The 21,642-nt window shown below is 60.1% G+C and carries 20 protein-coding genes; 9 read left to right on the plus strand and 11 right to left on the minus strand.

The genetic code is table 11. The features are described 5' to 3' along the window. The first annotated feature begins 76 nt into the window (after positions 1-76). Together Asbog_RS01775 and Asbog_RS01780 are read left to right on the plus strand one after the other, a co-directional pair. Positions 77-430: a carboxymuconolactone decarboxylase family protein gene (locus Asbog_RS01775; protein ID WP_062163867.1), complete on the plus strand. Its 354-nt coding sequence runs from the start codon at positions 77-79 to the stop codon at positions 428-430. 2 nt (positions 431-432) lie between these two features. Continuing rightward, positions 433-1,173, plus strand: a complete 741-nt coding sequence (locus Asbog_RS01780) for an SDR family oxidoreductase (RefSeq protein WP_062163868.1) — start codon at positions 433-435, stop codon at positions 1,171-1,173. A gap of 15 nt (positions 1,174-1,188) precedes the next feature. Here Asbog_RS01780 and Asbog_RS01785 read toward each other — a convergent pair whose 3' ends face one another. Continuing rightward, positions 1,189-2,082 carry a LysR family transcriptional regulator gene (locus Asbog_RS01785; protein WP_062163869.1) on the minus strand — a complete coding sequence of 298 codons (894 nt, stop codon included), beginning with the start codon at positions 2,080-2,082 and terminating at the stop codon, positions 1,189-1,191. A gap of 131 nt (positions 2,083-2,213) precedes the next feature. Here Asbog_RS01785 and Asbog_RS01790 point away from each other — a divergent pair, with 131 nt between their 5' ends. Further along, the gene (locus Asbog_RS01790) at positions 2,214-2,609 is read left to right on the plus strand and encodes a (R)-mandelonitrile lyase (protein ID WP_062163870.1); all 396 of its coding nucleotides are present in this window, start codon (positions 2,214-2,216) and stop codon (positions 2,607-2,609) included. 57 nt (positions 2,610-2,666) lie between these two features. Then, positions 2,667-3,650: an aldo/keto reductase gene (locus Asbog_RS01795; protein WP_062163871.1), complete on the plus strand. Its 984-nt coding sequence runs from the start codon at positions 2,667-2,669 to the stop codon at positions 3,648-3,650. Positions 3,651-3,740: 90 nt separating this feature from the next. On the opposite strand, the gene Asbog_RS01800 is transcribed toward Asbog_RS01795, so the two are convergent. Further along, positions 3,741-4,133, minus strand: a complete 393-nt coding sequence (locus tag Asbog_RS01800) for a winged helix-turn-helix transcriptional regulator (protein WP_062163872.1) — start codon at positions 4,131-4,133, stop codon at positions 3,741-3,743. 101 nt (positions 4,134-4,234) lie between these two features. On the opposite strand from Asbog_RS01800, the gene Asbog_RS01805 reads away from it, so the two are divergent. Then, entirely contained in the window at positions 4,235-5,299 is a 1,065-nt protein-coding gene (locus Asbog_RS01805; RefSeq protein WP_062163873.1) for an SDR family oxidoreductase, read from the plus strand. Positions 5,300-5,340: 41 nt separating this feature from the next. On the opposite strand, the gene Asbog_RS01810 is transcribed toward Asbog_RS01805, so the two are convergent. Together Asbog_RS01810 and Asbog_RS01815 are read right to left on the minus strand one after the other, a co-directional pair. Further along, positions 5,341-6,543: a DUF1501 domain-containing protein gene (locus tag Asbog_RS01810; RefSeq protein ID WP_062163874.1), complete on the minus strand. Its 1,203-nt coding sequence runs from the start codon at positions 6,541-6,543 to the stop codon at positions 5,341-5,343. Between the two features lie 3 nt (positions 6,544-6,546). Next, complete coding sequence (locus Asbog_RS01815; RefSeq protein ID WP_083510655.1) at positions 6,547-7,869, minus strand: DUF1800 domain-containing protein; 1,323 nt, start codon at positions 7,867-7,869, stop codon at positions 6,547-6,549. 263 nt (positions 7,870-8,132) lie between these two features. On the opposite strand from Asbog_RS01815, the gene gmk reads away from it, so the two are divergent. Together gmk and tcuC are read left to right on the plus strand one after the other, a co-directional pair. Then, positions 8,133-8,771: a guanylate kinase gene (gene gmk / locus Asbog_RS01820; protein ID WP_083510656.1), complete on the plus strand. Its 639-nt coding sequence runs from the start codon at positions 8,133-8,135 to the stop codon at positions 8,769-8,771. A 168-nt stretch (positions 8,772-8,939) separates the two neighbouring features. Next, on the plus strand, positions 8,940-10,226 hold the full coding sequence (gene tcuC / locus Asbog_RS01825; RefSeq protein ID WP_062163876.1) for a tricarballylate/proton symporter TcuC: 1,287 nt from the start codon (positions 8,940-8,942) through the stop codon (positions 10,224-10,226). 70 nt (positions 10,227-10,296) lie between these two features. Here the strand turns inward: tcuC and Asbog_RS01830 are convergent, their stop codons facing one another. From Asbog_RS01830 to sdhC, 4 genes are read right to left on the minus strand one after another with little or no spacing between them, the layout of a single operon-like run. After that, the gene (locus tag Asbog_RS01830) at positions 10,297-11,076 is read right to left on the minus strand and encodes a succinate dehydrogenase iron-sulfur subunit (RefSeq protein WP_023979649.1); all 780 of its coding nucleotides are present in this window, start codon (positions 11,074-11,076) and stop codon (positions 10,297-10,299) included. A gap of 11 nt (positions 11,077-11,087) precedes the next feature. Continuing rightward, a complete protein-coding gene (gene sdhA, locus Asbog_RS01835) occupies positions 11,088-12,890 on the minus strand; it encodes a succinate dehydrogenase flavoprotein subunit (RefSeq protein WP_062163877.1) in 1,803 nt (600 codons plus the stop codon). Further along, positions 12,890-13,294 carry a succinate dehydrogenase, hydrophobic membrane anchor protein gene (sdhD, locus tag Asbog_RS01840; protein ID WP_062163878.1) on the minus strand — a complete coding sequence of 135 codons (405 nt, stop codon included), beginning with the start codon at positions 13,292-13,294 and terminating at the stop codon, positions 12,890-12,892. The genes sdhA and sdhD overlap by 1 nt, the downstream gene beginning before the upstream one ends. Further along, positions 13,291-13,752: a succinate dehydrogenase, cytochrome b556 subunit gene (sdhC, locus tag Asbog_RS01845; RefSeq protein WP_231944631.1), complete on the minus strand. Its 462-nt coding sequence runs from the start codon at positions 13,750-13,752 to the stop codon at positions 13,291-13,293. Before sdhC ends, sdhD begins: the two co-directional genes overlap by 4 nt. A gap of 247 nt (positions 13,753-13,999) precedes the next feature. Here sdhC and zapE point away from each other — a divergent pair, with 247 nt between their 5' ends. Both zapE and Asbog_RS01855 read left to right on the plus strand, forming a co-directional pair. Then, positions 14,000-15,124 (plus strand): cell division protein ZapE, encoded by a 1,125-nt coding sequence (zapE, locus tag Asbog_RS01850; RefSeq protein ID WP_062163879.1) that lies wholly within the window; start codon positions 14,000-14,002, stop codon positions 15,122-15,124. 613 nt (positions 15,125-15,737) lie between these two features. After that, complete coding sequence (locus Asbog_RS01855; RefSeq protein WP_171840644.1) at positions 15,738-16,946, plus strand: Hint domain-containing protein; 1,209 nt, start codon at positions 15,738-15,740, stop codon at positions 16,944-16,946. A gap of 112 nt (positions 16,947-17,058) precedes the next feature. On the opposite strand, the gene Asbog_RS01860 is transcribed toward Asbog_RS01855, so the two are convergent. The 3 genes from Asbog_RS01860 to radA all read right to left on the minus strand — a co-directional run bounded on the left by Asbog_RS01860 (position 17,059) and on the right by radA (position 21,588). Next, complete coding sequence (locus Asbog_RS01860; RefSeq protein WP_083510657.1) at positions 17,059-19,182, minus strand: M3 family metallopeptidase; 2,124 nt, start codon at positions 19,180-19,182, stop codon at positions 17,059-17,061. 83 nt (positions 19,183-19,265) lie between these two features. Continuing rightward, on the minus strand, positions 19,266-19,895 hold the full coding sequence (locus Asbog_RS01865; protein ID WP_062163881.1) for an IMPACT family protein: 630 nt from the start codon (positions 19,893-19,895) through the stop codon (positions 19,266-19,268). Positions 19,896-20,205: 310 nt separating this feature from the next. After that, positions 20,206-21,588, minus strand: a complete 1,383-nt coding sequence (radA, locus tag Asbog_RS01870; protein WP_062165648.1) for a DNA repair protein RadA — start codon at positions 21,586-21,588, stop codon at positions 20,206-20,208. Positions 21,589-21,642: the final 54 nt, after the last annotated feature.

Genomic DNA, 21,642 nt, shown 5'->3' on the forward strand with positions numbered 1-21,642 from the left:
AATTCATGATCTAATTGGCATGGGCTTTCCCGCTCTAGATTAAGCCCTTGCCAATAATGACAGGGAGGGTCAGGTCATGAACGAGCCCCGAACAGAGCAGAACATTCCTGCCTCGACAACGGCGCGCAAGGCGTTTGGTGATATTGCGCCGGATCTGGCGCGCTATACCGATACGGTGCTTTTTGACGAGGTCTGGGCCCGGCCCGGCCTTGCACCGCGTGAGCGCTGTATCGTCACCGTCACATGCCTGATCAGCCTCTATCGAGGCAATGAACTCGGTTTTCATTTGCGCAAGGCGCTCGAGACCGGTGTGACCGAGGCGGAAATCATCGAAATCATCACCCATCTCGCTTTCTATGCCGGCTGGCCTACCGCCTCGACCGCGCTGGGCATTGCGAGACAGGTTTTTGCTGACAGAAAGGAGTCCTGATCATGACCAGGGAAATTGCAGGCAAGGTCGTTGTGGTGACCGGGGCGAGCAGCGGGCTGGGCGAGGCAGTCTCGCGACGTCTTGCTGCAGAAGGGGCCAAAATCGTTCTGGGGGCTCGGCGTCTCGACAGGCTTGAAGCCCTGGCGGATTCCCTTTCCATCGGGCGTTATGCTGTCAAGAAAACCGATGTCAGCCGCAGCGCCGAAGTGCAGGCTCTGGTCGATCACGCCATCGCGCTGCATGGGCGTGTGGATGTGCTGATCAACAATGCCGGTTTGATGCCTCATTCGCCGCTTGAAAAGCGCCGTATCGAGGATTGGGATCGCATGATCGATGTCAATCTCAAGGGCACGCTTTATGGCATCGCCGCCGTGCTGCCGCAGATGCAAAAGCAGAAGAGCGGCCATATCATCAACGTGTCTTCCGTAGCGGGGCATAAGGTCGGGCCGGGCGGGGCGGTCTATTCCGCCACCAAATCGGCTGTGCGTGTTGTCTCTGAAGGGCTGCGGCAGGAGGTCAAACCCTATAATATCCGCACCACCATCATCTCCCCCGGCGCGGTGGCGACAGAGCTGACAGACAGCATCACCGACCCGGATACGGCGAAATCGATGAAGGCGTTCTACCAGAATTACGCCATTCCGCCGGAATCCTTTGCGGAATGTGTGGTGTTTGCCATGAGCCAGCCCGAGGCGGTGGATATCAACGAAATCCTGTTCCGCCCGACCGCTCAGGAATACTGAGCAAGAGGCTCTGTTTCAGGCGCGATACCGCAAGGCCTCGACAAGCAGTCGAAAGGCTGCCGAGGTATTGCGGCGGCTCGGGTAATAGAGATGGTAGCCGGGGAAGGGGGGGCACCAATCCTCCAGCACGCGAACAAGCCGCCCAGCTGCCACATCATCGAGAATCTGATCCTCCATGACGCAGGCCAGACCAAACCCGTCTCGTGCAGCTTCGAGTAGCATAGGAGCATTGTTGAATGTCAGGGGCCCCTCGGGGCGAACACGCAGGCTGCGTCGCCCTTTTTCCAGCTCCCAGGCATAGATCGCCCCCGAACTGGCCATGCGCAGTTTCAGGCATTGATGCTGTGACAGATCCTGCGGCTGCCGGGGAGGTGCCTGATGCGCGAAATAAGCAGGGGCGCCCACAACGGCCATGCGCAACGGTGGCCCGATCGGTACCGCAATCATGTCACGTGCGATGGTTTCTTCCAGTCGCACACCTGCATCGAAGCGCTCGGCCACGATGTCGGTCAGGCCTGAATCGATGGCGAGTTCCACCTGTATCTCCGGGTATCCGGGCAGCAGGCGCCGCAATGCGGGCCAGATCAGGGTTCGGGCGGCATGGTCGGAGGTGGTGAGCCGGATCGTGCCTGAGGGACGCTCGGACAATTCACTGATGGCAGCGATTTCGTCGCTGATACTGTCAAGCGCAGGGACAAGGGTCTGGAGTAACCTTTCACCGGCGAGGGTGGCCGAGACCCGTCGCGTGGTGCGTGTCAGAAGCCGCACGCCAAGGCGGGTTTCGAGCCGTCTGACCGTATGGCTGAGTGCCGATTGCGACGTGCCAAGCCTTGCCGCCGCACGCGTAAAGCTCTGCTCTTCCGCTACGGCCAGAAAGGCGTTCAGATCGACCAGATCATCGCGTTTCATTCATGAAAATCCAACATAGGTACGTGCCGATTATACGCGCTAATCGTTTGCGCAGGATAATGGTTTTATGCCTCATCGCCCCGTCGCGCCCGCAAGGCGGCTGATCCGGGAATTTCGGGAAAGGGATCACCATGCAGATCACACGTTCAGGTAGCACAGCCTCTGCGCAGGGAAATGACGCCTGGTTTACCGGCAGGGTGCGTGTGGACGCGCCTTTTTCGGGAAGCGGTGCGCTGGCCTGTGCAACGGTCACATTCGAGCCCGGTGCCCGTACGGCCTGGCATACGCACCCCAAGGGACAGACCATTCTGGTGCTTTCCGGGCTGGGCTGGGTGCAGCGCGACGGCGGCGCGGTAGAGGAAGTGCGCCCCGGCGATATCGTGTTTTTCGAGCCCGATGAGAAACACTGGCACGGTGCCTCGGCGCTATGTGCGATGAGCCACGTCGCCATTACCGAGAGCGTCGAGGGTGTTTCCACCCGATGGCTGGATAAGGTGAGCGACGAACAGTACCGCCGCGCTGACTGAGGTTCAGGGCTGAACAGGTCCTTACACACATCATAATCATCGGAAAGAGACCGGAACATGGAAAAGCGGGTTTTGGGAAAAAGCGGACTCGAGGTTTCTGCCCTTGGTCTGGGGTGCATGGGGCTGAGTTTTGGTTATGGCCCCGCCGAAGATCATGAAAGCGCCATCACCTTCCTGCGCGGTGCCTATGAGCGCGGGGTCACGTTTTTCGACACTGCCGAGGCTTATGGCCCCGGCACCAATGAGAGCCTGCTGGGCGAGGCGCTCGCGCCTTTCCGCAAGGATGTGGTGATTGCCACGAAGTTCGGCTTTCGCAATGGCAGGCCGGGCGATGGGCTCGACAGTCATCCGGCCCGCATCCGTCAGGTTGCCGAGGACGCGCTCAGGCGCCTGCGTACCGATGTGATCGATCTGTTCTATCAGCATCGTGTCGATCCTGATGTGCCGATGGAGGATGTGGCAGGGACAGTCAAGGAACTCATATGGGAGGGTAAAATCCGCCATTTCGGCCTGTCCGAGGCGGGTGCGGCGTCCATTCGCAAGGCCCATGCGGTGCAGCCAGTCGCTGCCCTGCAAAGCGAATATTCGCTCTGGTGGCGCGAGCCCGAACAGGAAATCCTGCCGCTGCTGGAAGAACTTGGCATCGGGTTCGTCCCCTTCAGCCCGCTGGGCAAGGGCTTCCTGACGGGCAAGATCGACACGAGCACACAGTTCAGCGATCAGGATTTCCGCAAGATCGTGCCACGCTTTGCTCCGGAGGCGTTGCAGGCCAATCAGGCGCTGGTCACGCAGCTCGAAGCCATTGCGGCGCAGCGTCAGGCCACCCCGGCGCAGATTGCGCTTGCCTGGCTTCTGGCCCGCAAGCCGTGGATCGTGCCCATTCCCGGTACGCGTCGCCTGTCGCGTCTGGAGGAAAATCTCGGCGGCGCGACACTGGCACTTGGCTCCGATGAATCGCAGGCGATCGACGAGGCGCTGACGCAGATCGACGTTGTGGGTGAACGTTATCCCGCCAGCATGAAAGCGCTCGTAGGACGCTGATCACTCGGGTGCGGATCACTCGGGTGCGGATCACTCGGGTGCGGATCACTCGGGTGCGGATCACTCGGGTGCGGATCACTCGGGCGCTGGTCAGTCGGGTTGCTGGCCAAGCTGCTGCAGGAGATCCGCATGGCGGACACCCCAGCAATAAAGCATTTCCAGCGGTTCGATAAAGCGCTGGCCAAGCGCGGTCAGCCTGTATTCCACATTGGGTGGCATGGTCTGGATTACGACCCGTTCGACCAGACCGGCCGTCTGAAGATCGCGTAGCGTCTGGGTCATCATCTTTTTCGACAAGCCAGGCAGGTTGCGCTGCAGGGCGCCAGGGCGGGCTGACCCCCCGGATATATGCAGGGCATGCAGGATCATGGTCACCCATTTGCCTGAAAACAGCTTGAGCAGGCGTCGTGGGGCGCAATCCTCGGCAAACGGGGCCTGACGGTAGCCTGCCAGCAGATCAGGAGACGGGGTGGGGTCGGTCATGGAGCCCTTCAGGTAACCAGGGCACAAAAAGGTGCCGGATTGTGTTTTTTATTCCCTCGCCCCAGCTTCGGAAAGACAGGAACGACGCTGGAGTATTTCTGATGACCCATACTGCCCTTATCATCGGTGCGACCGGTCTGGTCGGGCAAAATCTTGCCAATCGTCTGGTGGCCGAAGGCTGGACCGTTTATGGCCTTGCCCGCCGCATTGAGGCGCTTCCCGCCACGGTGTTGCCCATCAAGGCCGACACGCTCGACCCGCAGGGGCTGAAGGCGGCGCTGGCGGATATCGCGCCAAGCCATGTGTTCTTCACTACATGGACGCGGCGCGAAACCGAGCGTGAGAACTGCATCGCCAATGCTGCCATGCTGCGCAATGTGTTCGAGGCGCTGCCCAGGCCGGAAGCTCTTGTCCATGCAGCGCTTGTTACCGGGCTCAAGCATTATCTCGGGCCATTCGATGCCTACGCCAAAGGCGCACCGCCGGTCACCCCCTTCCGCGAAAGCATGGGGCGTCTGGATGTCGAGAATTTCTATTACGCGCAGGAAGACGTGCTGTTTGAGGCATCGCGCAGCCTCAACTTCACGTGGTCGGTGCATCGCCCTCATACGGTGATCGGCTTTGCCATTGGCAATCTGATGAATATGGGCACAACGCTCGCTGTCTATGCCTCGCTATGCCGCGAGACAGGGATGCCCTTCGTGTTTCCCGGTTCCCCTACCCAGTGGAACGCACTCACAGATGTCACGGATGCAAGGCAGCTTGCGAGCCAGATTCACTGGGCCTCGACAAATCCGGCCGGGCGTAACCAGGCTTTCAATGTGGTCAATGGTGACGTGTTTCGCTGGTCGAGCCTATGGGGTGAACTGGCCAACTGGTTTGGCATCGAGGCTGCGCCCTATCCCGGTGAGGCAACCTCGCTCGAAGCCCTGATGGGCGGCAAGGAAGATGTATGGTCGGCGCTCGCCCAAAAGCATGATCTGGTTGAGCCTGACCTGACCCGTCTGGCCTCGCCCTGGCATACGGATGCTGATCTGGGCCGCCCGGTGGAATGTGTGACCGACATGACGAAAAGCCGTCTGTTCGGCTTTACAGGGTATCACGATACACGGCGTTCCTTTGCCGATCTGTTTACCCTGCTGCAGGCGCGAAAACTCATCCCCTGAGACTGGCTGTTGCACCGGGGCAATTCAGCCCCGGCGTATTGCTACGCTACAAGGCCTGTCATCAGATCGGGTGTGCCATCGGGAAAGACCTGCGCGAGCGCTGTGCGTGGCAGATGCATGTGAGCACACAGGATTCCGGCTATGACACTGCGCAGATCGGTTGTCGGTGCGAGATCGCGGTTTTCAAAAAGCTGCCCGGGGCGCAATCCCGGCCATGTTCCGGCGACACGTCCGCCACGCACAGCGCTGCCCGCCAGAAAGGCCACGGCCCCCGTGCCGTGATCGGTCCCGCCCGTGCCATTCATGCGGGCGGTTCGGCCGAATTCGGTCATGGCCAGCACCACTGTGCGTGACCAGGATGCGTCCAGATTGTTTCTCAGAGTTGTTATTCCCTGATCGAGCCGGGCAAGCGGGGCCTTGAGCGCCCCGATCTGGCCCGCATGGGTGTCCCATCCGCCTATTTCCAGGGCGGCGACACGTGGCCCGTCGTCGCGTGACATCATGAGCCCTGCTGCCGAGGCCAGACGTGTGAAACCATCCTCCTTGCGTCCGACCTGCATGGCGCCCTGCGCCAGGGCATTGTCTGAAAAACCACGGGTCAGAAGGCCGTTGTGAAAGGCCGGGCCGGTCAGCCTGTCATGCTCATTCAGCTTTGCAATCTGGCGGTAAAGCTCGTCTGTGGGATGCTGGCTGCCCGCCGGGGCATAGCTGCCGATGCGGGCGGGACCACGCAATAACAGGGGTACATCGAGCCCAAGCGACAGACCCAGCCCCTCGGGGTGCTGCCTCTGCCCTGGCAGGAAAGAAACGGCACGATTGAGCCAGCCGCTGGAGAGACGATGATCCGCCCCGCTTTCAAGATAATCCTGGGCGTCAAAATGAGAGCGCGTGCGATACGGCGCGGCAACGGCATGGACTGGAAGCATCTGCCCGGCACCATATAGGTCGTGCAGCCCCGCCAGGGCGGGATGCAGCCCGAATGTACCACCCAGATCGAGCAATCCCTGATCCTGCCCCGGCTCAGGCAGGACAAGCGCCTTGCGCAGCGCAGCGAGCCCGGGGTCGCCATAGGGGGTGACAGCCGCCATGCCATCGAGCGCACCGCGAAGCAGGATCACGACCAGTCGCGCATCCTGAGTCTGACCGGGCGAGACGGCGGATGGCGCCGCAAAAGCAAGGGAGGAGCGACCGAGAGACCAGCTCGCGGCCAGACCGAGAAGGGCAGAACGACGACGGAGCATCATGGGTCAGCGCCTCTGAAACTCGGGTGAAGAAAAAAGCAGGGTGAAAGCGTCGCGCCGTGATCCGGCATGTTGCATGGCCAGATTTGTGGCGGGGCGTAGCAGGGGGCCTAATGCGACCTGAGCCACGGTCTCGGGGTTCTGTTCGGTCAGCCTGCCAGCAAAGCGATAGGCCCAGTCGGCTCGGGCCATCATATCGGCAGGGGCCGACCAGTCCGGCGCAAGGTCGCTCCACCCGTTGGGCATGGGGGCATTCCAGACCGGCTGACCCATCGCGGCACAGGCGGCCGCCAGTATCATGGCAGGGGCGTGGGGGTCGTGCGGGTTGCTCGTATTCGCGCCGGTCAGAGCCGGTATCGTTCCCGTGGCACGCAGGGCGGCGGCTGCATATTCCATGGGTGTACGCAGCTTGCTGCCGTGCGGTGTTGCTCCTGCCAGATCGACAAGGGCAAGGGTCGCATCCTGCAGATTGCCGCCACTACGCTGCAAGGCGGTCATGATGGGGGCGATCTGGGCAGGTGTCGGGGTGTCGGTCAGGAAATGCCGGGCGAGTTGCGTGGCGATATGCTTGTACGTTGCGGGATGCGTACCCAGAAACTGCAGGGCCGCAACGCCGCCTGCCTCGCCCTCGGGGAAAACCTGGCCAAGCAGCGTCTTGCTACCCGGTTGGTGGGCACGGGGATTGAAGCGGAATCCCGGTGCCTCGGCTTTCATGTCCACGCCCCAGCCGGTCAGGATTGCCGCGAAATTCGTGACGTCGTTCTGTGTGTAGCCAGAGGCCGGCGAGAGTGTGTGCAGCTCCAGACATTCCCGCGCCAGATTTTCGTTCAGGCCGCGATGCTGCTTCAGGCCGGCGGGACTGTCCGGCCCGATCGAGGCGACATTGTCGAGATACATCAGCATGGCCGGATGGCGCATGACGGCAGTCAGCATATCGACGAAGCGTCCGGTCACATGCGGGCGTATGGCCTCGCGCATATAGGCCCCGATGACCGCTTTCGTACGATCCTGCTTCTGGCTGACCGTGAAGTGATTGAACCAGAACCACACCAGCCTCTCGCGAAAGGGCTGCACGCCATCAAGCACAGCCGCGAGCTGGGCGGTTATCTCCGCTTGCAGAATGGGTTTGACCAATGGGTTGCCACGCAGCTTTTCCTGTCGCTGCGTACGCAGTGCCACCAGACCATCGGCGCTCGTGCCAAGGGCACCCCAGGACCGGCTTTGCAGGCCTTCAAGCTGCGCCATCAGCCAGTGACGCCCTGAATCAGGCGTTGGGGCATCGGGGCAAGCACCCCAGCCAAAGCGGTTTTCCATATCGACAGCCTGCATGATCTCTCCTGACGAGGACCGGGATGCGTGGTGACCGGGATGCATTTTGATTGTGTCGAACTGTGTAGGCGCTTTGTGGCGTAAAAACAGCTGTTTTGTAACGATGACGCTCATAGTGGATGACGGGGAGGGGCGGCCCTGAACGCCAGACGAATCGCCGCGCTCTGTCCACGGCGCGGGGGGACCTATGCTCCCATGTTTTCAAATCCTGCCCGAACGGCTATGGCTCAGCACGAGTGATGACGTGGGACTGGAGGTGTGACATGACGACCATAGCAAGACGTGGCGTCTGCCTCGTGATTTCGGCACCCTCCGGCGCAGGGAAATCGACCATCGCCAATGCGCTGCGCGCGGGTGATTCCAGCCTTGCCCATTCCGTATCGGTCACCACGCGTGCCCCGCGTCCCGGCGAGAAAGAGGGCGTACATTACCATTTTCGCAGCATGGACCAGTTTCGCGACATGGCCGCGAAAGGGGAGTTGCTGGAATGGGCCGAGGTGTTCGGTCGCGGTTACGGCACACCCCGTGCGCCGGTCGAGGCCGCGCTCGCCAGAGGGCGGGACATGGTGTTCGATATTGACTGGCAGGGGCACAGGCTCCTGCGCGCGGCGCTGCCGGACGACGTGGTAAGCCTTTTCGTGCTCCCCCCCTCGATGAAGGAGCTCGATCGCCGCCTGCGCTCGCGGGCTTCGGATGCGGAATCCGAAATCGACAAGCGCATGGGCGCGGCTCTGGCCGAAATTTCGCACTGGAGCGAATTCGATCATGTGATCGTCAATGCTGAACTTGATCGCGCCGTGCGGGAGGCACAGTCGATTCTGGTCGCAGCGAGGCTTAAAACGAAGCGTCAGCACGGCCTGGCAGATCTTATGAAGGAATACGAGGCGAACAAGCCCGGCTGAGGGCCGGGTGCGCGTGGTGATAACTGCTCTGTACTGACAGTATACCTGCACTTTGCCTGCATCATTTCGCATGATGCCTGTTTGTCGTTAGGATGGATTTCATCCTGCGGGCCGGAACCCCCGGCCTGGCAGATCTGACATCCATCACGACAGAAGCGAACCCGCATCATGACAAACGAGCCGCCCTCACGCCGTCGTCTTGCCAAGGCCGTAGGCCAGGTCGCGAGCGGCAACATGCTCGAAATGTACGATTTCATGGTGTTCGGCTATTACGCGCTCGATATCGGCAACGCATTTTTTCCAACGGCCGATGTGCAGACCCAGATGATGGCCTCCTTTGCGACATTTGGCGCAGGATTTGTGATGCGCCCTCTGGGCGCGCTCGTGCTTGGCGCCTATGTTGATCGTATCGGGCGGCGCAAGGGGCTTATCCTCACGCTCACCCTCATGGCCATTGGCACCATGACCCTGGCCCTGACGCCCAGTTACAAGAGGATCGGTATTCTCGCGCCGCTTCTGGTGTTGCTCGGGCGGCTGATCCAGGGGTTTTCTGCCGGGGTCGAGGTGGGATCGAGTTCTGTCTATCTGTCCGAAATCGCCACGGAGAAAAATCGTGGTTTCATCGTGGCTTTCCAGTCTGCCTCCATTCAGTTGGCCGTCGTGCTGGCCGCGGCAATCGGATTTGGCCTGACATCCCTGCTGGGCGGTCCGGTCATGTCGGCCTGGGGGTGGCGAATTCCTCTCGCGCTGGGCTGCATGATTGTGCCTGTGCTTATATTCCTGCGGCGCAATCTGCAGGAAACCGAGGCTTTTTCCTCTCAGGCCACGCATCCCGGCATTTGGGAGATTGCGGTGTCTTTGGTGCGTAACTGGTATGTAGGCCTGATTGGTATCCTGACCGGTGTGATGAGCACGGTCTCGTTTTATGTAATCACCGCCTATTGCCCTGCTTTTGGCACGCGCGTGCTGCATCTGGGACGGCAGGATGCGCTGCTGGTCACGCTTTGCGCGGGGCTCGCCAATCTGGTTCTGGTCCCTGTTTTCGGGCTGGTTTCTGACAGGATCGGGCGCAAGAAGCTGCTGATTGGCGCCACAGCGCTCGTGCTGTGTCTGGCATGGCCGATGATGAAATGGTTGGTGGCTGCGCCGAGCTTCGGCAGGTTGCTCAGTGTCGAGCTGGCTTTGGCGATACTCTACAGTGCCTATAACGGGGCCGCCATCGTCTGGCTGACCGAGATCGTACCGCCGCGTATACGCACGACGGGTTTCTCCCTGGCCTACAGTCTAGCCACCTGCATCGGTGGGTTTAGCCCAGTCGTATGCACTTGGTTGATCTTGCAGACCCAGGACAGGGCCATGCCCGCATTGTGGCTTTCTGCGGCGGCGGCGTGTGGATTGCTCGCTGCCATTGTGTCGCGGCCCTATGTCGAACGTAGCCCGCGCCAAGTTGGATAAACGTTTGGAAATAAAAAAGGCCGGGAGAGTATCCCGGCCTTTTCTTTTCTGATCTGCAAGGGTGTCGAGCCTATTCCCGCTCGACCTGCAATTTCTTGATATTGGCGATGGCCTTGGCCGGGTTCAGACCCTTGGGGCAGGTCTGGGTGCAGTTCATGATGGTGCGGCAGCCATAGAGCTTCATGGAATCATCCAGCGCTTCCAGTCGCTCGCCCGTATGGTCGTCGCGGCTGTCCATGATCCAGCGATTGGCGGCCAGCAGCGTGGCGGGCCCGAGATAACGGTCGCCATTCCACCAATAGGACGGGCAGGACGTGCTGCAGCAGAAGCACAGGATGCATTCCCACATGCCATCCAGTTTTTCGCGCTCTTCCACGCTTTGCAGGCGTTCGGTATCAGGCGGCGGCGGGGTGTCGCTTTTCAGCCAGGGCTGAATGGACTCAAGTTGGGCATAAGCGCCGTTCAGGTTGGGCACTAGATCCTTCACCACTGGCATATGCGGCAGCGGATTGATCTTGACCGTGCCCTTGATCGAACTGATGGGCTTGAGACAGGCCAGCGTGTTCTCGCCATCGATGTTCATGGCGCAGGACCCGCAGATCCCCTCGCGGCAGGAGCGGCGAAAGGTCAGCGTCGCGTCGATATGGTCCTTGATATAGAGCAGGGCATCGAGAACCATCGGCCCGACCTTGTCGAGATCGAGTTCATAGCTGTCGAGGCTCGGATTGGACTCGTCATCGGGCGACCAGCGATAGACCTGAAACGTGGCCTTGCGCTTGGCTTCGGCAGGCGCCGGATAGAATTTGCCGGGGCGGGTCGTGCTGTTTTTGGGCAGGCGGAGTTCAACCATGGTGAGGCTCCTCAGTAAACACGTTTCTTGGGCGGGAAGACCTCGACATCATTGGTCAGGGTCTGCATCCGCACCGGCCGGTAGAGCAGGCTCACCGCACCATCCTTATCGAGATAGGAGACGGTATGTTTCATCCAGTGCTCGTCATCGCGCTCGGGATAATCGTCATGGGCATGGGCGCCACGCGTTTCATGGCGTGCATGGGCACTTTCGATGGTCACCGTCGCGTTGGCCAGCAAATTCGCGAATTCCAGGGCTTCCATCAGATCGCTGTTCCAGATCAGCGAGCGATCGGCCAGCCCCATATGCTGCGCGTCTTTCCAAAGCTCCCGGATTTTCTCGCATCCGTCAGCGAGGGATTTCGTATTGCGGAACACGGCCGCATGACTCTGCATAATGCGCTGAAGGCGCTCACGCAGTTCCGCCACGGTGAACTTGCCTGAAGCCTCGCGGATCTGGTCGAACTTGGCCAGAATGGCCTCGCCCGCCTCCTTGGGCAGCGGTGGTACCGGCACGCTGGGATCGATGATCTCGGCAGCACGCTTGCCAGCCGCACGACCGAACACGATCAGATCGAGCAGGGAGTTCGTCCCCAGACGGTTGGCACCATGCACGGAAACGCAGGCAGCCTCACCGACCGCCATCAGTCCGGGCACGACAGCTTCGAGATTGTCCTTGGTGGGGCGCAGGACCTCGCCGTGCAGATTGGTCGGTACACCGCCCATATTGTAATGGACCGTGGGCAGCACCGGAGCGGGCTCCTTGGTCACGTCCACCCCGGCGAAAATGCGCGCGGTTTCAGAGATGCCGGGCAGACGCTGGTGCAGCAATTCCGGGCCGAGATGTTCCAGATGCAGCATGATATGGTCCTTTTTGGGACCACAGCCACGGCCTTCATTGATCTCGATGGTCATGGCGCGTGACACGACATCGCGCGAGGCCAGATCCTTGGCGGTGGGCGCGTAGCGCTCCATGAAGCGCTCGCCCTCGGAATTGGTCAGATAACCGCCTTCACCGCGACAGCCTTCCGTGAGCAGACAGCCCGCCGGGAAAATGCCGGTAGGATGAAACTGCACGAATTCCATGTCCTGAGTCGGCACACCGGCGCGCATGGCCAGACCGCCACCATCACCCGTGCAGGAATGGGCCGAGGTGCAGCTCTGGAAGGCGCGCCCGTAACCGCCGGTTGCGAGTACGACCATCTTGGCGCTGAAGCGATGAATGGAGCCGTCATCGAGGCACCAGGCCACGATGCCGCGACAGACGCCCTCATCATCCATGATCAGGTCGAGCACGTAATACTCGACGTAGAAATCGACGCGATGCTTGAGGCATTGCTGATACAGCGTGTGCAGGATGGCATGGCCCGTACGGTCGGCAGCGGCACAGGCGCGGGCCACAGGGGCCTTGCCATATTCGCTCATATGGCCGCCAAACGGACGCTGATAGATCTTGCCGTCTTCCGTGCGCGAGAAGGGAACGCCGAAATGTTCCAGCTCCATCACGGCGCTTTCGGCCTCGCGGCACATGAACTCGATGGCGTCCTGATCGCCCAGCCAGTCCGACCCCTTGACGGTGTCGTACATATGCCAGCGCCAGTTATCCTCGGACATGTTGCCTAGCGAGGCACCAATTCCACCTTGGGCGGCCACGGTATGGCTGCGTGTGGGGAAAACCTTGGTAACGCAGGCCGTGCGCAGGCCTCCGGCGCCCATACCCAACGTGGCGCGCAGACCCGAGCCCCCGGCACCGACGACCACGACATCATAGGCGTGATCGACGATACGGTATTTCTTGGCGGATTCCGCGCTCATTATCTTGTCTCCGTCGTGCGGGTCATGAGGATACGGGCGAGCGAGGCGCAACCGAGCGCCACGAAAAGAAGCGTGCTCAGGCGGATGACCAGACGCAGCCCGAAGCGCCGCCAGCCACGCGAATAATCGGAGGCCACAACTTCCAGTCCGAGCTGGGCATGGCGGCCTGTCAGGGCAATCAGCAACCCAAGCGGGGCAGCATTCTGCACGCAGCCTGCCCAGGCCAGAATGGCAGCGCGGTCGTGCCCGGCCAGACGCAGGATCTGGGCGACACCCCATATGGAAAGCGGGCCAAGCAGCACGGCTGAGATACGCTCAGCCGTCCAGTGCTCGGCCCCGTCGGCCATGCCGCCAAGCCCCTTTGCACGCGCCAGAGGCGTGCGCATGTCGGAAGAACGGTTCATGCTTTTGTTCCCTTGCTGCGCAGCCGGGAGAGGGCGACAAAGGCGGTGACAAGCGCAACCGACAGCCCGGCCGTGGCAAAGACCGAACGCCGCCCGTCCTCGTCGATTTCCTTCTTCTCGAAGCGTGCGCCGCTATCCCAGATCAGATGGCGGATGCTGGCGACGAAATGGTAGAGTGTGGCGACGCCCCAGCCGAGAAACACCAGCCGGCCCAGAGGATGCGTTGCCACGCGCTGGGCGCGTGCAAAGGCGCGTGGGCCCTGTGCCAGGGCAGCAAGCCATGCCACAGCCAGACCTGCACCGAGGGACGAGGCGACACCCGATATGCGATTGCCGATCGAGAGCGCCATGGAGAGGCGGAAACGATAGATATCCAGATGCGGCGACATGGGCCGTCTGATGGGCCGCCCCTCTGTGTCGGTGCCGTGATAGAACGCTTCACGTCCGTCGGAAGCCATGGCGATACCTCTGAATTCTGTGTTCGGGCTGGGCGATACATTACCCACATAGTCTCATTCAGATGGTTCGTCATGTGCATATTGATGTGAGAATTGGCACTGATTTTGTCTTGTATGTTACGGATTTGGCCCGTTTTTTCCGATATTGCGCCTCACCAATGCGTGACATTTCACAAGGGGCGCGTTCTGTTCGTTGGCGTGTTAGGAGGGGGGCACAAACCGGTAATGCGCGACAAGAGAGAGTTCGATGTCTGACGTGAGTTTCGCCCCGCTTTCCTCGACGACCGGCACGGTATTTGGCACATATCAACGTCTTGTCGATCAGGGACAGATCGAGGCCGATGACGCGCAACGGGAAGCCGCACTTGCTCTGGACCGGCTCGCGCAGGCGCTCCTGGCGCGCGAAGGAGCAAAACCGGGGCTGTTCTCCCGTCTTGCCAGACGCAAGCCCGAGCCGATCCGCGGGCTTTATCTTGTCGGGCAGGTGGGACGGGGAAAGACCATGCTCATGGATCTGTTCTGCCGCGAGGTCAGTCTCACCAAAAAGCGGCGCATCCATTTTCATGTGTTCATGCAGGAGGTGCTTCGCGCCCTGCACAAGGGGCAGAGCCGGGCCGAGCGCCGTGAGGACCCGGTGCACGAGCTGGCGGACCGGATTCATGAACAATATGAGCTGCTCTGCTTCGACGAATTCCAGATCAACGATATGTCCGACGCTGTGCTTGTCCTGCGTCTGCTCGACCGGGTCATGGCATTGGGGACTGTGGTTGTCGCGACATCCAACACAGCCCCTGTCGACCTGATGAAGCATCAGGTCCAGAACCGCGCGACCATGCGGCCCTATCTAGAGGCCTTTGCAGGCTGCATGACGGTAATGACGCTGGACTCCGCCCGTGATTATCGCCGGGGACGCGAGATCGATGCACAGACATGGCTTGTTCCGGATTCGGAAGAAAACCGTGCGCATCTGCGACAGCGCTTTGAAACCCTGACCGATACCCGTGCCGAACCCGGTTCTGTGGCCATCGGATCGCGTCACATAAGGGTCCCGGCATGCAGTGGTGACGTGGCGTGGTTTACCTTCGAGGCGGTGTGCGGCGAGGCGCTTGGGCCAGCGGATTATCTGGCTATTGTGGGCAGGTTTCGCACGCTTTTCATCGAGGGGATCCCCGCCCTTGTGCCGGATCAGTTCGATAAGGCGCGGCGTTTCATCACGCTGGTTGATGTCATGTATGAAAACCACACGGTATTATTTGCCAGTGCCGCGGCAGAGCCAGAAGCGCTGTACCAGACCGGTGAAAATGCAAAGGCGTTCGAGCGGACAGCTTCGCGCCTGGATGAAATGCGGTCGAGTGGGTGGGTAGGCGCGTAAGTCTTTCCATGCCCTGGTCTGATAGGGGGGGCAGGGCATCCCGATCAGTTTGTTCTATCCCAACGGGATCACTGCTCTGGGTCGTCCGCCCTGCGGGCGCATCCAGCTCAGGTCCGGTGCTGTTGATAGCCCGTGACCGATCGCAAGAAATCAAGCCGCTGCTATCGGAAGGGGAGATCATCCGATTTACTGCAGTAAAGCATGAGGTCTCCGAGCTTGGGGTGCCATGCCGTGTAGGGGGTGATGAGTAAAATAATCTGATAAATACAGAATCACCGAAATTTTTGTAGAAGTCATGTTCGAATTGTATTTATGATGCGATATATCGACTCACCGTGATGCGGCAATCAATAATAAAAAAGTGAAAGAGGCCCCCATGCAGATCTATAGGGAATTCTCTGGTGATCTTCATACCAGTGTCTTTGGCCCCACTTATTGGAACTATCTCACAATTTATACAGCCGTTTCGGATGATGCACGTGTTGTTTTTGACGGGTGTAACGACTCAATTCCTGAGCCGTGGACAGGAAGCGCCAACAACCCAACCTACCTCAGGGGAAAATTCGCGATATACATCGATCCGTCTGAGTGCTTGCAGACAACAGTAACGTTCATGCCGAATTATACTACGGTCATCCATTACAAGACGAATGGGCAGGAAAATGGGATATATATTTATATAGAGTATAATTACTTCGATATCCCGGTGGAATATCAGGGGCAGCCAATTGCTATCAGTAATCTGGCGAATTACATGGGGCCATATTCAGGCAAGGTGGAATTTGCGCCATGCTATCTTCCAGGCACCATGATCGAGACCCCAGACGGGGAGCGTGCCGTCGAATCGCTGCGTGCCGGAGACGAGATCATCGTCTATAGCGCTGACGAACGGTCAACGAGAACGATCACTTCGATCGGTTGCGGCCAGTCGAATGTCTGTGCGTCCGCTTTCGACGATTTGTCAGGATGGCCGGTACGTATACTCAAGGGAGCCTTGTCGGAGGGCGTTCCCTACAAGGATCTGCTTGTCACCTCGGAGCACTGTTTATACCTCAACGGGTGCTTCGTTCCTGTGAGAATGCTGGTCAATGGTCTCACCATTTTCTACGACAAGACCGTGAGTTGTTTCAATTACTACCATATCAGTATGGAGCCCCATGCCATCGTCCGCGCGAATGGCGCCCTGAGTGAGTCGCTTATCGGTATGGGTCATAGTGCCTTGCTGCACGATCAGGCAGGTTCCGGATCACCCGTCCTCATGGGTGACTGGAACAGTGCGGCTGCCCCTCTGAATACAGAGCGCAGGTTTGTCGAGCCGCTTTACAGAGAACTGGAAGCACGAGCCAGCCTGATAACCGGCGAGAGGTCTCTGCCGCTTGCGCCGGTATGTGACGATCCGGGACTGTATCTTGTGACGGATGGAGGCAAATGCATTGAGGGACTGCGGGGAACGAATGGCGTCGTCCATTTCGCCGTTCCCCATGCGGTGCGCGCTGTTCATATCATGAGCCGGGCCAGTCGCCCCTGCGATGTCTATGGCCCCTTTGTCGACGATCGTCGTCTTCTGGGCGTGCTTGTGGGAGCCATCATGATGGAAAAGGGTGGTGTCTGTAGTCCGGTGCGCACGCATATCGAACAGAGCGATCTAGCGGGCTGGCAGCCCAGGGTTGCCAGGGATATGCGCTGGACCACAGGAGGTGCTTTGCTGCCACTCCCGGAGCGGGAGCACGAGGGGCTTGCCAGACTCTCTATCGAGATCCGGCAGGCGGGCCCTTACCGGATGCCCGAAGCCATCTGCATGGATCTGAAGCAATCAGCCTGACGTGATGCCCGGAGGCGAGGCTGCCTGTGTGATGCACAGGCCGCCTTTTTTGTATTTAAGCAGGATAGGGTTCCAGGGGCCCAAAAAAGGAGGCCCGTGGAACGAGGATTTCTCACTTGCCGTCAGAAACCAGGCCGCGATGGGCCAGCATGGGGCCGATTTCGGGGTCCTTGCCGTAGAAGGCCTTGAACATCGGGCCGTAATCCATGGTGTGACCCTTGGACAGGATCATGTCACGGAAGCGCTGGCCGTTCTCACGGGTCAGGCCGCCATGCGACTGGAACCACGAGAACACATCCTGATCGAGCATTTCGGTCCAGAGATAAGCGTAATATCCGGCCGAGTATCCATTGCCCCAGATATGCAGGAAGTAGCTTGAACGATAGCGCGGCGGAACGTTCGCGACATCGAGGCCGGTCTCGTTGAGTGCCTTGGCTTCGAACTGATCCACATCCTGACGCGGCGCATCGGCCGAGAGACCGTGCCATGACATGTCGAGCTGCGCCGCAGCCACGATTTCACCCAGTGCATAGCCCTGGTTGAAATGCGCGGCTTTCTTGATCTTGGCGACCAGTTCGGCCGGCATCGGGGCGCCGGTCTTGTAGTGGCGGGCATAATGGGCGAACACCTTCGGGTCCATCGCCCAGTTCTCATTGAACTGCGAGGGGAACTCGACGAAATCGCGCGCAACCGCCGTACCGGAAAGCGTGGGGTAGGTCTGGCTTGCAAACAGACCATGCAGCGCATGACCGAATTCATGGAACATGGTCGTCACGTCGTCTGACGTGATCAGCTGCGGCTGGCCGGGCGCCGCCTTGGTGAAGTTCGCCACGTTATAGATAACCGGACGCGTCTTAAGCAGGTCGCTCTGACCCACGAAATTCGACATCCAGGCGCCACCCGATTTGTTGTCGCGCTTGAAATAGTCGAAATACATCAGGCCAAGCGGCGAGCCATCCTTGTCCTTGACTTCGAAGACCATGACATCGGGGTTATAGGCCGGGATGTCCTTGCGGGGCTCGAAGGTGATTCCGTAAAGCTGGTTCGCTGCGTAGAATACGCCATCTGTCAGCACGGTGTGCAGCTCGAAATACGGCTTCACATCGTTCTGGTTGAGATCGAATTTCTGCTTGCGGACGCGCTCGGCGTAGTAATTCCAGTCCCACGGCTTGAGTGTGAAATTCTGATGGTCTTCACCGATGGCCTTTTGCAGCTCGGCAGCCTCACGATGCTGTTCGGCCGCCGTTGCCGGCACGAGCTGGTGGATGAAGCTGTTCACAGCTGCCGGCGTCTTGGCCATCTGGTCATACAGCGTATAGGCAGCGTAATTGGGGTAACCGAACAGGGCGGCCTTTTCGGCGCGCAGCTGGGCGATTTCTGCAATCGTCTGGCGGGTGTCGTTGGCGTCGCCCTTTTCCGCACGGGTCCAGCTCTGGTTGAACAGGGCTTCACGCGTGCTACGGTCGCTCAGAGAAGCGAGATCGGGCTGTTGCGTCGTGTTCTGCAGTGGCAGGACATATTTGCCCGACAGCTTGCGCCCTTCAGCGGCCTTCTGGGCAGAGGCAACAGCACCGTCATCGAGCCCGGCGAGCGCCTCTTTCTTGTCCACCACCAGAGCACCGGCCTTGGCGCTGGCAATCAGCTTCTGGTTATAGGTGGTTTCGAGTTTGGAAAGCTGGGTATTGATGGCGCGCAGCTTCTGCTGGTCGGCATGATTCAGCTCAGCGCCCGAATGGACGAATTGCTGGTAGTAAACCTCCAGCAGCATCGCCTGCTCGGCGTTCAGGTTCAGCTTGGCGCGGTTGTCATAAAGGGTTTTGACGCGGTGGAAGAGCTTGGGATTGAGATAGATCTCATCCTGATGCTGGCTGAGCTTGGGCGCTTCCTTGCTGTCGATAGCGTCCATGGCGTCGTCCTTGTCCGCCGAGTAGACACCGTAGAACACGCTCTGGGCGCGGTTCAGCAACTGGCCCGAACGCTCCATGGCGACAATGGTGTTGTCGAAGGTCGGCGCAGCCTTGTTATTGGCGATCGCCTGCATTTCCTTCAGCTGGTCGGCCATGCCCTTTTCAAAGGCCGGCACGTAATCACTGTCCTTGATCTTGTCGAAGGGGGGCGCCTGATAGGGCAGCGGGCTTGCCTGAAACAGCGGGTTGGCAGGGGCAGCCAGCGCTGTGGAAGACAGAAGGGGAAGGGCAACAGCTGCCAGAGCCGCAGCGTGTCTGAAAACGGGCATGAACAAGGATCCTACGATCGTAACATGATATGTTACCGTAGGAAGGAAACGAAGAGGCGTCAAACCGCCTGCATGATGTTCCGCTAACGTACCGGATTATCCTGCTCACCGGGAAGGTCCTGCTCATCATCATCCAGCACGCGGATCGGGCCGCCGCGCAGCAGATCCTGCAGAACAGCCTGCACGACCCCGGAGCGTGAGAGGGGAATGTCGAGCGAGAGCGTGGCCCCGGTCTCATCGAAACAGCAGCTCTCCTGGGTCGCCTCCCACTCCGTCAGTCTGGCCTGAATGATGGGCAGCAGGCTGAACGAGGCATGAAAGCCAAGACGTTGCATTGGCACGATCTCAACCGCCTCGCCCTGTTTCAGGCAGGAAGCCGCTGCCCCGCCATAGGCGCGCACGAGACCGCCAGCGCCCAGCTTGATGCCACCGAACCAGCGCACGACAATGACCGCCACCCGGTCGAATTCCTGTGAGTCGATGGCCTGCAGAATGGGGCGTCCCGCCGTGCCACCCGGCTCGCCATCATCGAAGCTGCGATACCGCCCCCCGATGCGCCATGCCCAGCAATTATGAGTGGCATCTGGCACACGCACGCGCTCGAAAAAAGCCAGTGCCTCGGCTTCATGGGTAATCGGCGCAGCATGGACACGAAACAGGCTCTTCTTGACCACAGTGTCCTGCTGCGTTTCAGCCACCAGAGTTCGGGTCATGCGTCCTAAATCCTGCCTCGCCCTTTTCGGGTTCTGAGTTGCGGTTCTTCTCCGGTCAGGAAGCAGGCCTGAACAGGTTTTGCAAGGGCGGTGGAAACAGGTGTGTCGCGGTCCTGCTCGGGCCACATGATCGTGGCTTTTCAAAAATCCCGTGCTTATGAGGTTGCCTCTGCCATAACGCCGACCTTGGCGCGGTGATTGCGCACGAGGCCTGAAAAGGAGCGGGTGCCCCGGTTACCAGGCAGTCTTTTGCACCTGTTCGGCACATCCTATGCGGACGCTCATTGCCCGACGGCTCAGGACGATGCGCTTATTCGTCAAGCGGCTGGAACAGCTCCACCAGATCGTTAAGATGACCGATTTCTTTCAGCGCCAGACCTTCAGGAGGTTTCGGGCGTGCGCCTCCGCTGGCCACACGCCGGGGGAGGATAGCCTGTGCGAAGCCGAGTTTCTGGGCTTCCTTCAGACGAAGATCCGTTTGCGAGACCTGACGCACCTCACCGGACAGCCCGACCTCGCCGAAATAGGTCGAGCCCGCCGATGTCGGTACGCCCGTCGCGGCCGAGATCAATGCAGCTGCCACCGCCATATCGCAGGCTGGCTCACTGATCCGCAGGCCGCCCGCAATGTTGAGGTGCACATCCATTCCAGCCATCTTGAGGCCGCAGCGGGCTTCAAGAACAGCCAGAAGCATGTTCAGTCGCGCCGTTTCCCACCCGACCACTGCACGTCTGGCTGCGCCTTCACCGGCCTTGGGCGAGACGAGGGCCTGAATTTCCAGCAGGACAGGGCGTGTACCCTCCATGCCCGCAAAAACAGCCGATCCCGCAATATTGCCGCGCCGTTCTGCCAGAAACAGGGCCGAGGGGTTGGGGACTTCCGTTAGCCCTGTATCGGTCATGGCGAACACGCCAATTTCGTCTGTCGCACCAAAGCGGTTCTTGGCGGCGCGCAGGATGCGGAACTGGTGACCGCGATCGCCTTCAAAATACATGACGGCATCGACCATGTGTTCGAGCACGCGTGGGCCTGCCAGCGCCCCTTCCTTGGTGACATGACCGACCAGAACGAGCGAGAACCCGACCGTCTTGGCCAGTCGGATCAGCTCGAAAGCGCAGGCGCGCACCTGAGCGACAGAGCCCGGCGCGCTCTCAATCGTCTCGAGCCACATGGTCTGGATCGAGTCGATAACAACCACATGATGAACGCGGTCCTGCTCCAGCGAACCCGCAATTTCGGACACATTGATACTGGCTGCCAGATCGAGCGTCGGCGCATCGAGTTTCAGGCGGCGCGCGCGCAGGCGTATCTGGTCCACCGCTTCTTCGCCCGACACATACAGAACGCGCCGGCCTGCCTGCGCCAAAGCACAGGTGGCCTGAAGCAGGAGCGTGGATTTGCCAATGCCCGGATCACCGCCCACCAGCACAACAGAGGCCGGAACGAGACCGCCGCCAAGCACACGATCAAATTCGGCAATCGAGGTCTGGATGCGTGGCGGGGGAGTAAGATCGCCATCCAGATGCATGAGCGTGAGGCGACCGGCGCGCTTGCGTGTTTCACGACTGGTAGGCTCGACGGCCTCTTCAACGATGGTGTTCCACTCGCCACAGGCATCGCAGCGACCCGACCATTTGCTGGTGACTGCCCCACAGGCCTGGCATACGAAACGGGCTGTGGGACGCTTGGCCATGAGGAACATCTTCCGGTATGGGGTTCAGATCGGAAGATAGGGCAGATGGGGAAA

The sequence above is a fragment of the Asaia bogorensis NBRC 16594 genome (assembly GCF_001547995.1).
GTDB lineage: Bacteria > Pseudomonadota > Alphaproteobacteria > Acetobacterales > Acetobacteraceae > Asaia > Asaia bogorensis.

Bases quoted from the DNA above. Each gene is read 5' to 3' on its own strand.
- Asbog_RS01775 (WP_062163867.1), top strand. From the start codon at position 77: ATGAACGAGCCCCGAACAGAGCAGAACATTCCTGCCTCGACAACGGCG.
- Asbog_RS01780 (WP_062163868.1), top strand. From the start codon at position 433: ATGACCAGGGAAATTGCAGGCAAGGTCGTTGTGGTGACCGGGGCGAGC.
- Asbog_RS01785 (WP_062163869.1), bottom strand. From the start codon at position 2,082: ATGAAACGCGATGATCTGGTCGATCTGAACGCCTTTCTGGCCGTAGCG.
- Asbog_RS01790 (WP_062163870.1), top strand. From the start codon at position 2,214: ATGCAGATCACACGTTCAGGTAGCACAGCCTCTGCGCAGGGAAATGAC.
- Asbog_RS01795 (WP_062163871.1), top strand. From the start codon at position 2,667: ATGGAAAAGCGGGTTTTGGGAAAAAGCGGACTCGAGGTTTCTGCCCTT.
- Asbog_RS01800 (WP_062163872.1), bottom strand. From the start codon at position 4,133: ATGACCGACCCCACCCCGTCTCCTGATCTGCTGGCAGGCTACCGTCAG.
- Asbog_RS01805 (WP_062163873.1), top strand. From the start codon at position 4,235: ATGACCCATACTGCCCTTATCATCGGTGCGACCGGTCTGGTCGGGCAA.
- Asbog_RS01810 (WP_062163874.1), bottom strand. From the start codon at position 6,543: ATGATGCTCCGTCGTCGTTCTGCCCTTCTCGGTCTGGCCGCGAGCTGG.
- Asbog_RS01815 (WP_083510655.1), bottom strand. From the start codon at position 7,869: ATGCAGGCTGTCGATATGGAAAACCGCTTTGGCTGGGGTGCTTGCCCC.
- gmk (WP_083510656.1), top strand. From the start codon at position 8,133: ATGACGACCATAGCAAGACGTGGCGTCTGCCTCGTGATTTCGGCACCC.
- tcuC (WP_062163876.1), top strand. From the start codon at position 8,940: ATGACAAACGAGCCGCCCTCACGCCGTCGTCTTGCCAAGGCCGTAGGC.
- Asbog_RS01830 (WP_023979649.1), bottom strand. From the start codon at position 11,076: ATGGTTGAACTCCGCCTGCCCAAAAACAGCACGACCCGCCCCGGCAAA.
- sdhA (WP_062163877.1), bottom strand. From the start codon at position 12,890: ATGAGCGCGGAATCCGCCAAGAAATACCGTATCGTCGATCACGCCTAT.
- sdhD (WP_062163878.1), bottom strand. From the start codon at position 13,294: ATGAACCGTTCTTCCGACATGCGCACGCCTCTGGCGCGTGCAAAGGGG.
- sdhC (WP_231944631.1), bottom strand. From the start codon at position 13,752: ATGGCTTCCGACGGACGTGAAGCGTTCTATCACGGCACCGACACAGAG.
- zapE (WP_062163879.1), top strand. From the start codon at position 14,000: ATGTCTGACGTGAGTTTCGCCCCGCTTTCCTCGACGACCGGCACGGTA.
- Asbog_RS01855 (WP_171840644.1), top strand. From the start codon at position 15,738: ATGCCGAATTATACTACGGTCATCCATTACAAGACGAATGGGCAGGAA.
- Asbog_RS01860 (WP_083510657.1), bottom strand. From the start codon at position 19,182: ATGCCCGTTTTCAGACACGCTGCGGCTCTGGCAGCTGTTGCCCTTCCC.
- Asbog_RS01865 (WP_062163881.1), bottom strand. From the start codon at position 19,895: ATGACCCGAACTCTGGTGGCTGAAACGCAGCAGGACACTGTGGTCAAG.
- radA (WP_062165648.1), bottom strand. From the start codon at position 21,588: ATGGCCAAGCGTCCCACAGCCCGTTTCGTATGCCAGGCCTGTGGGGCA.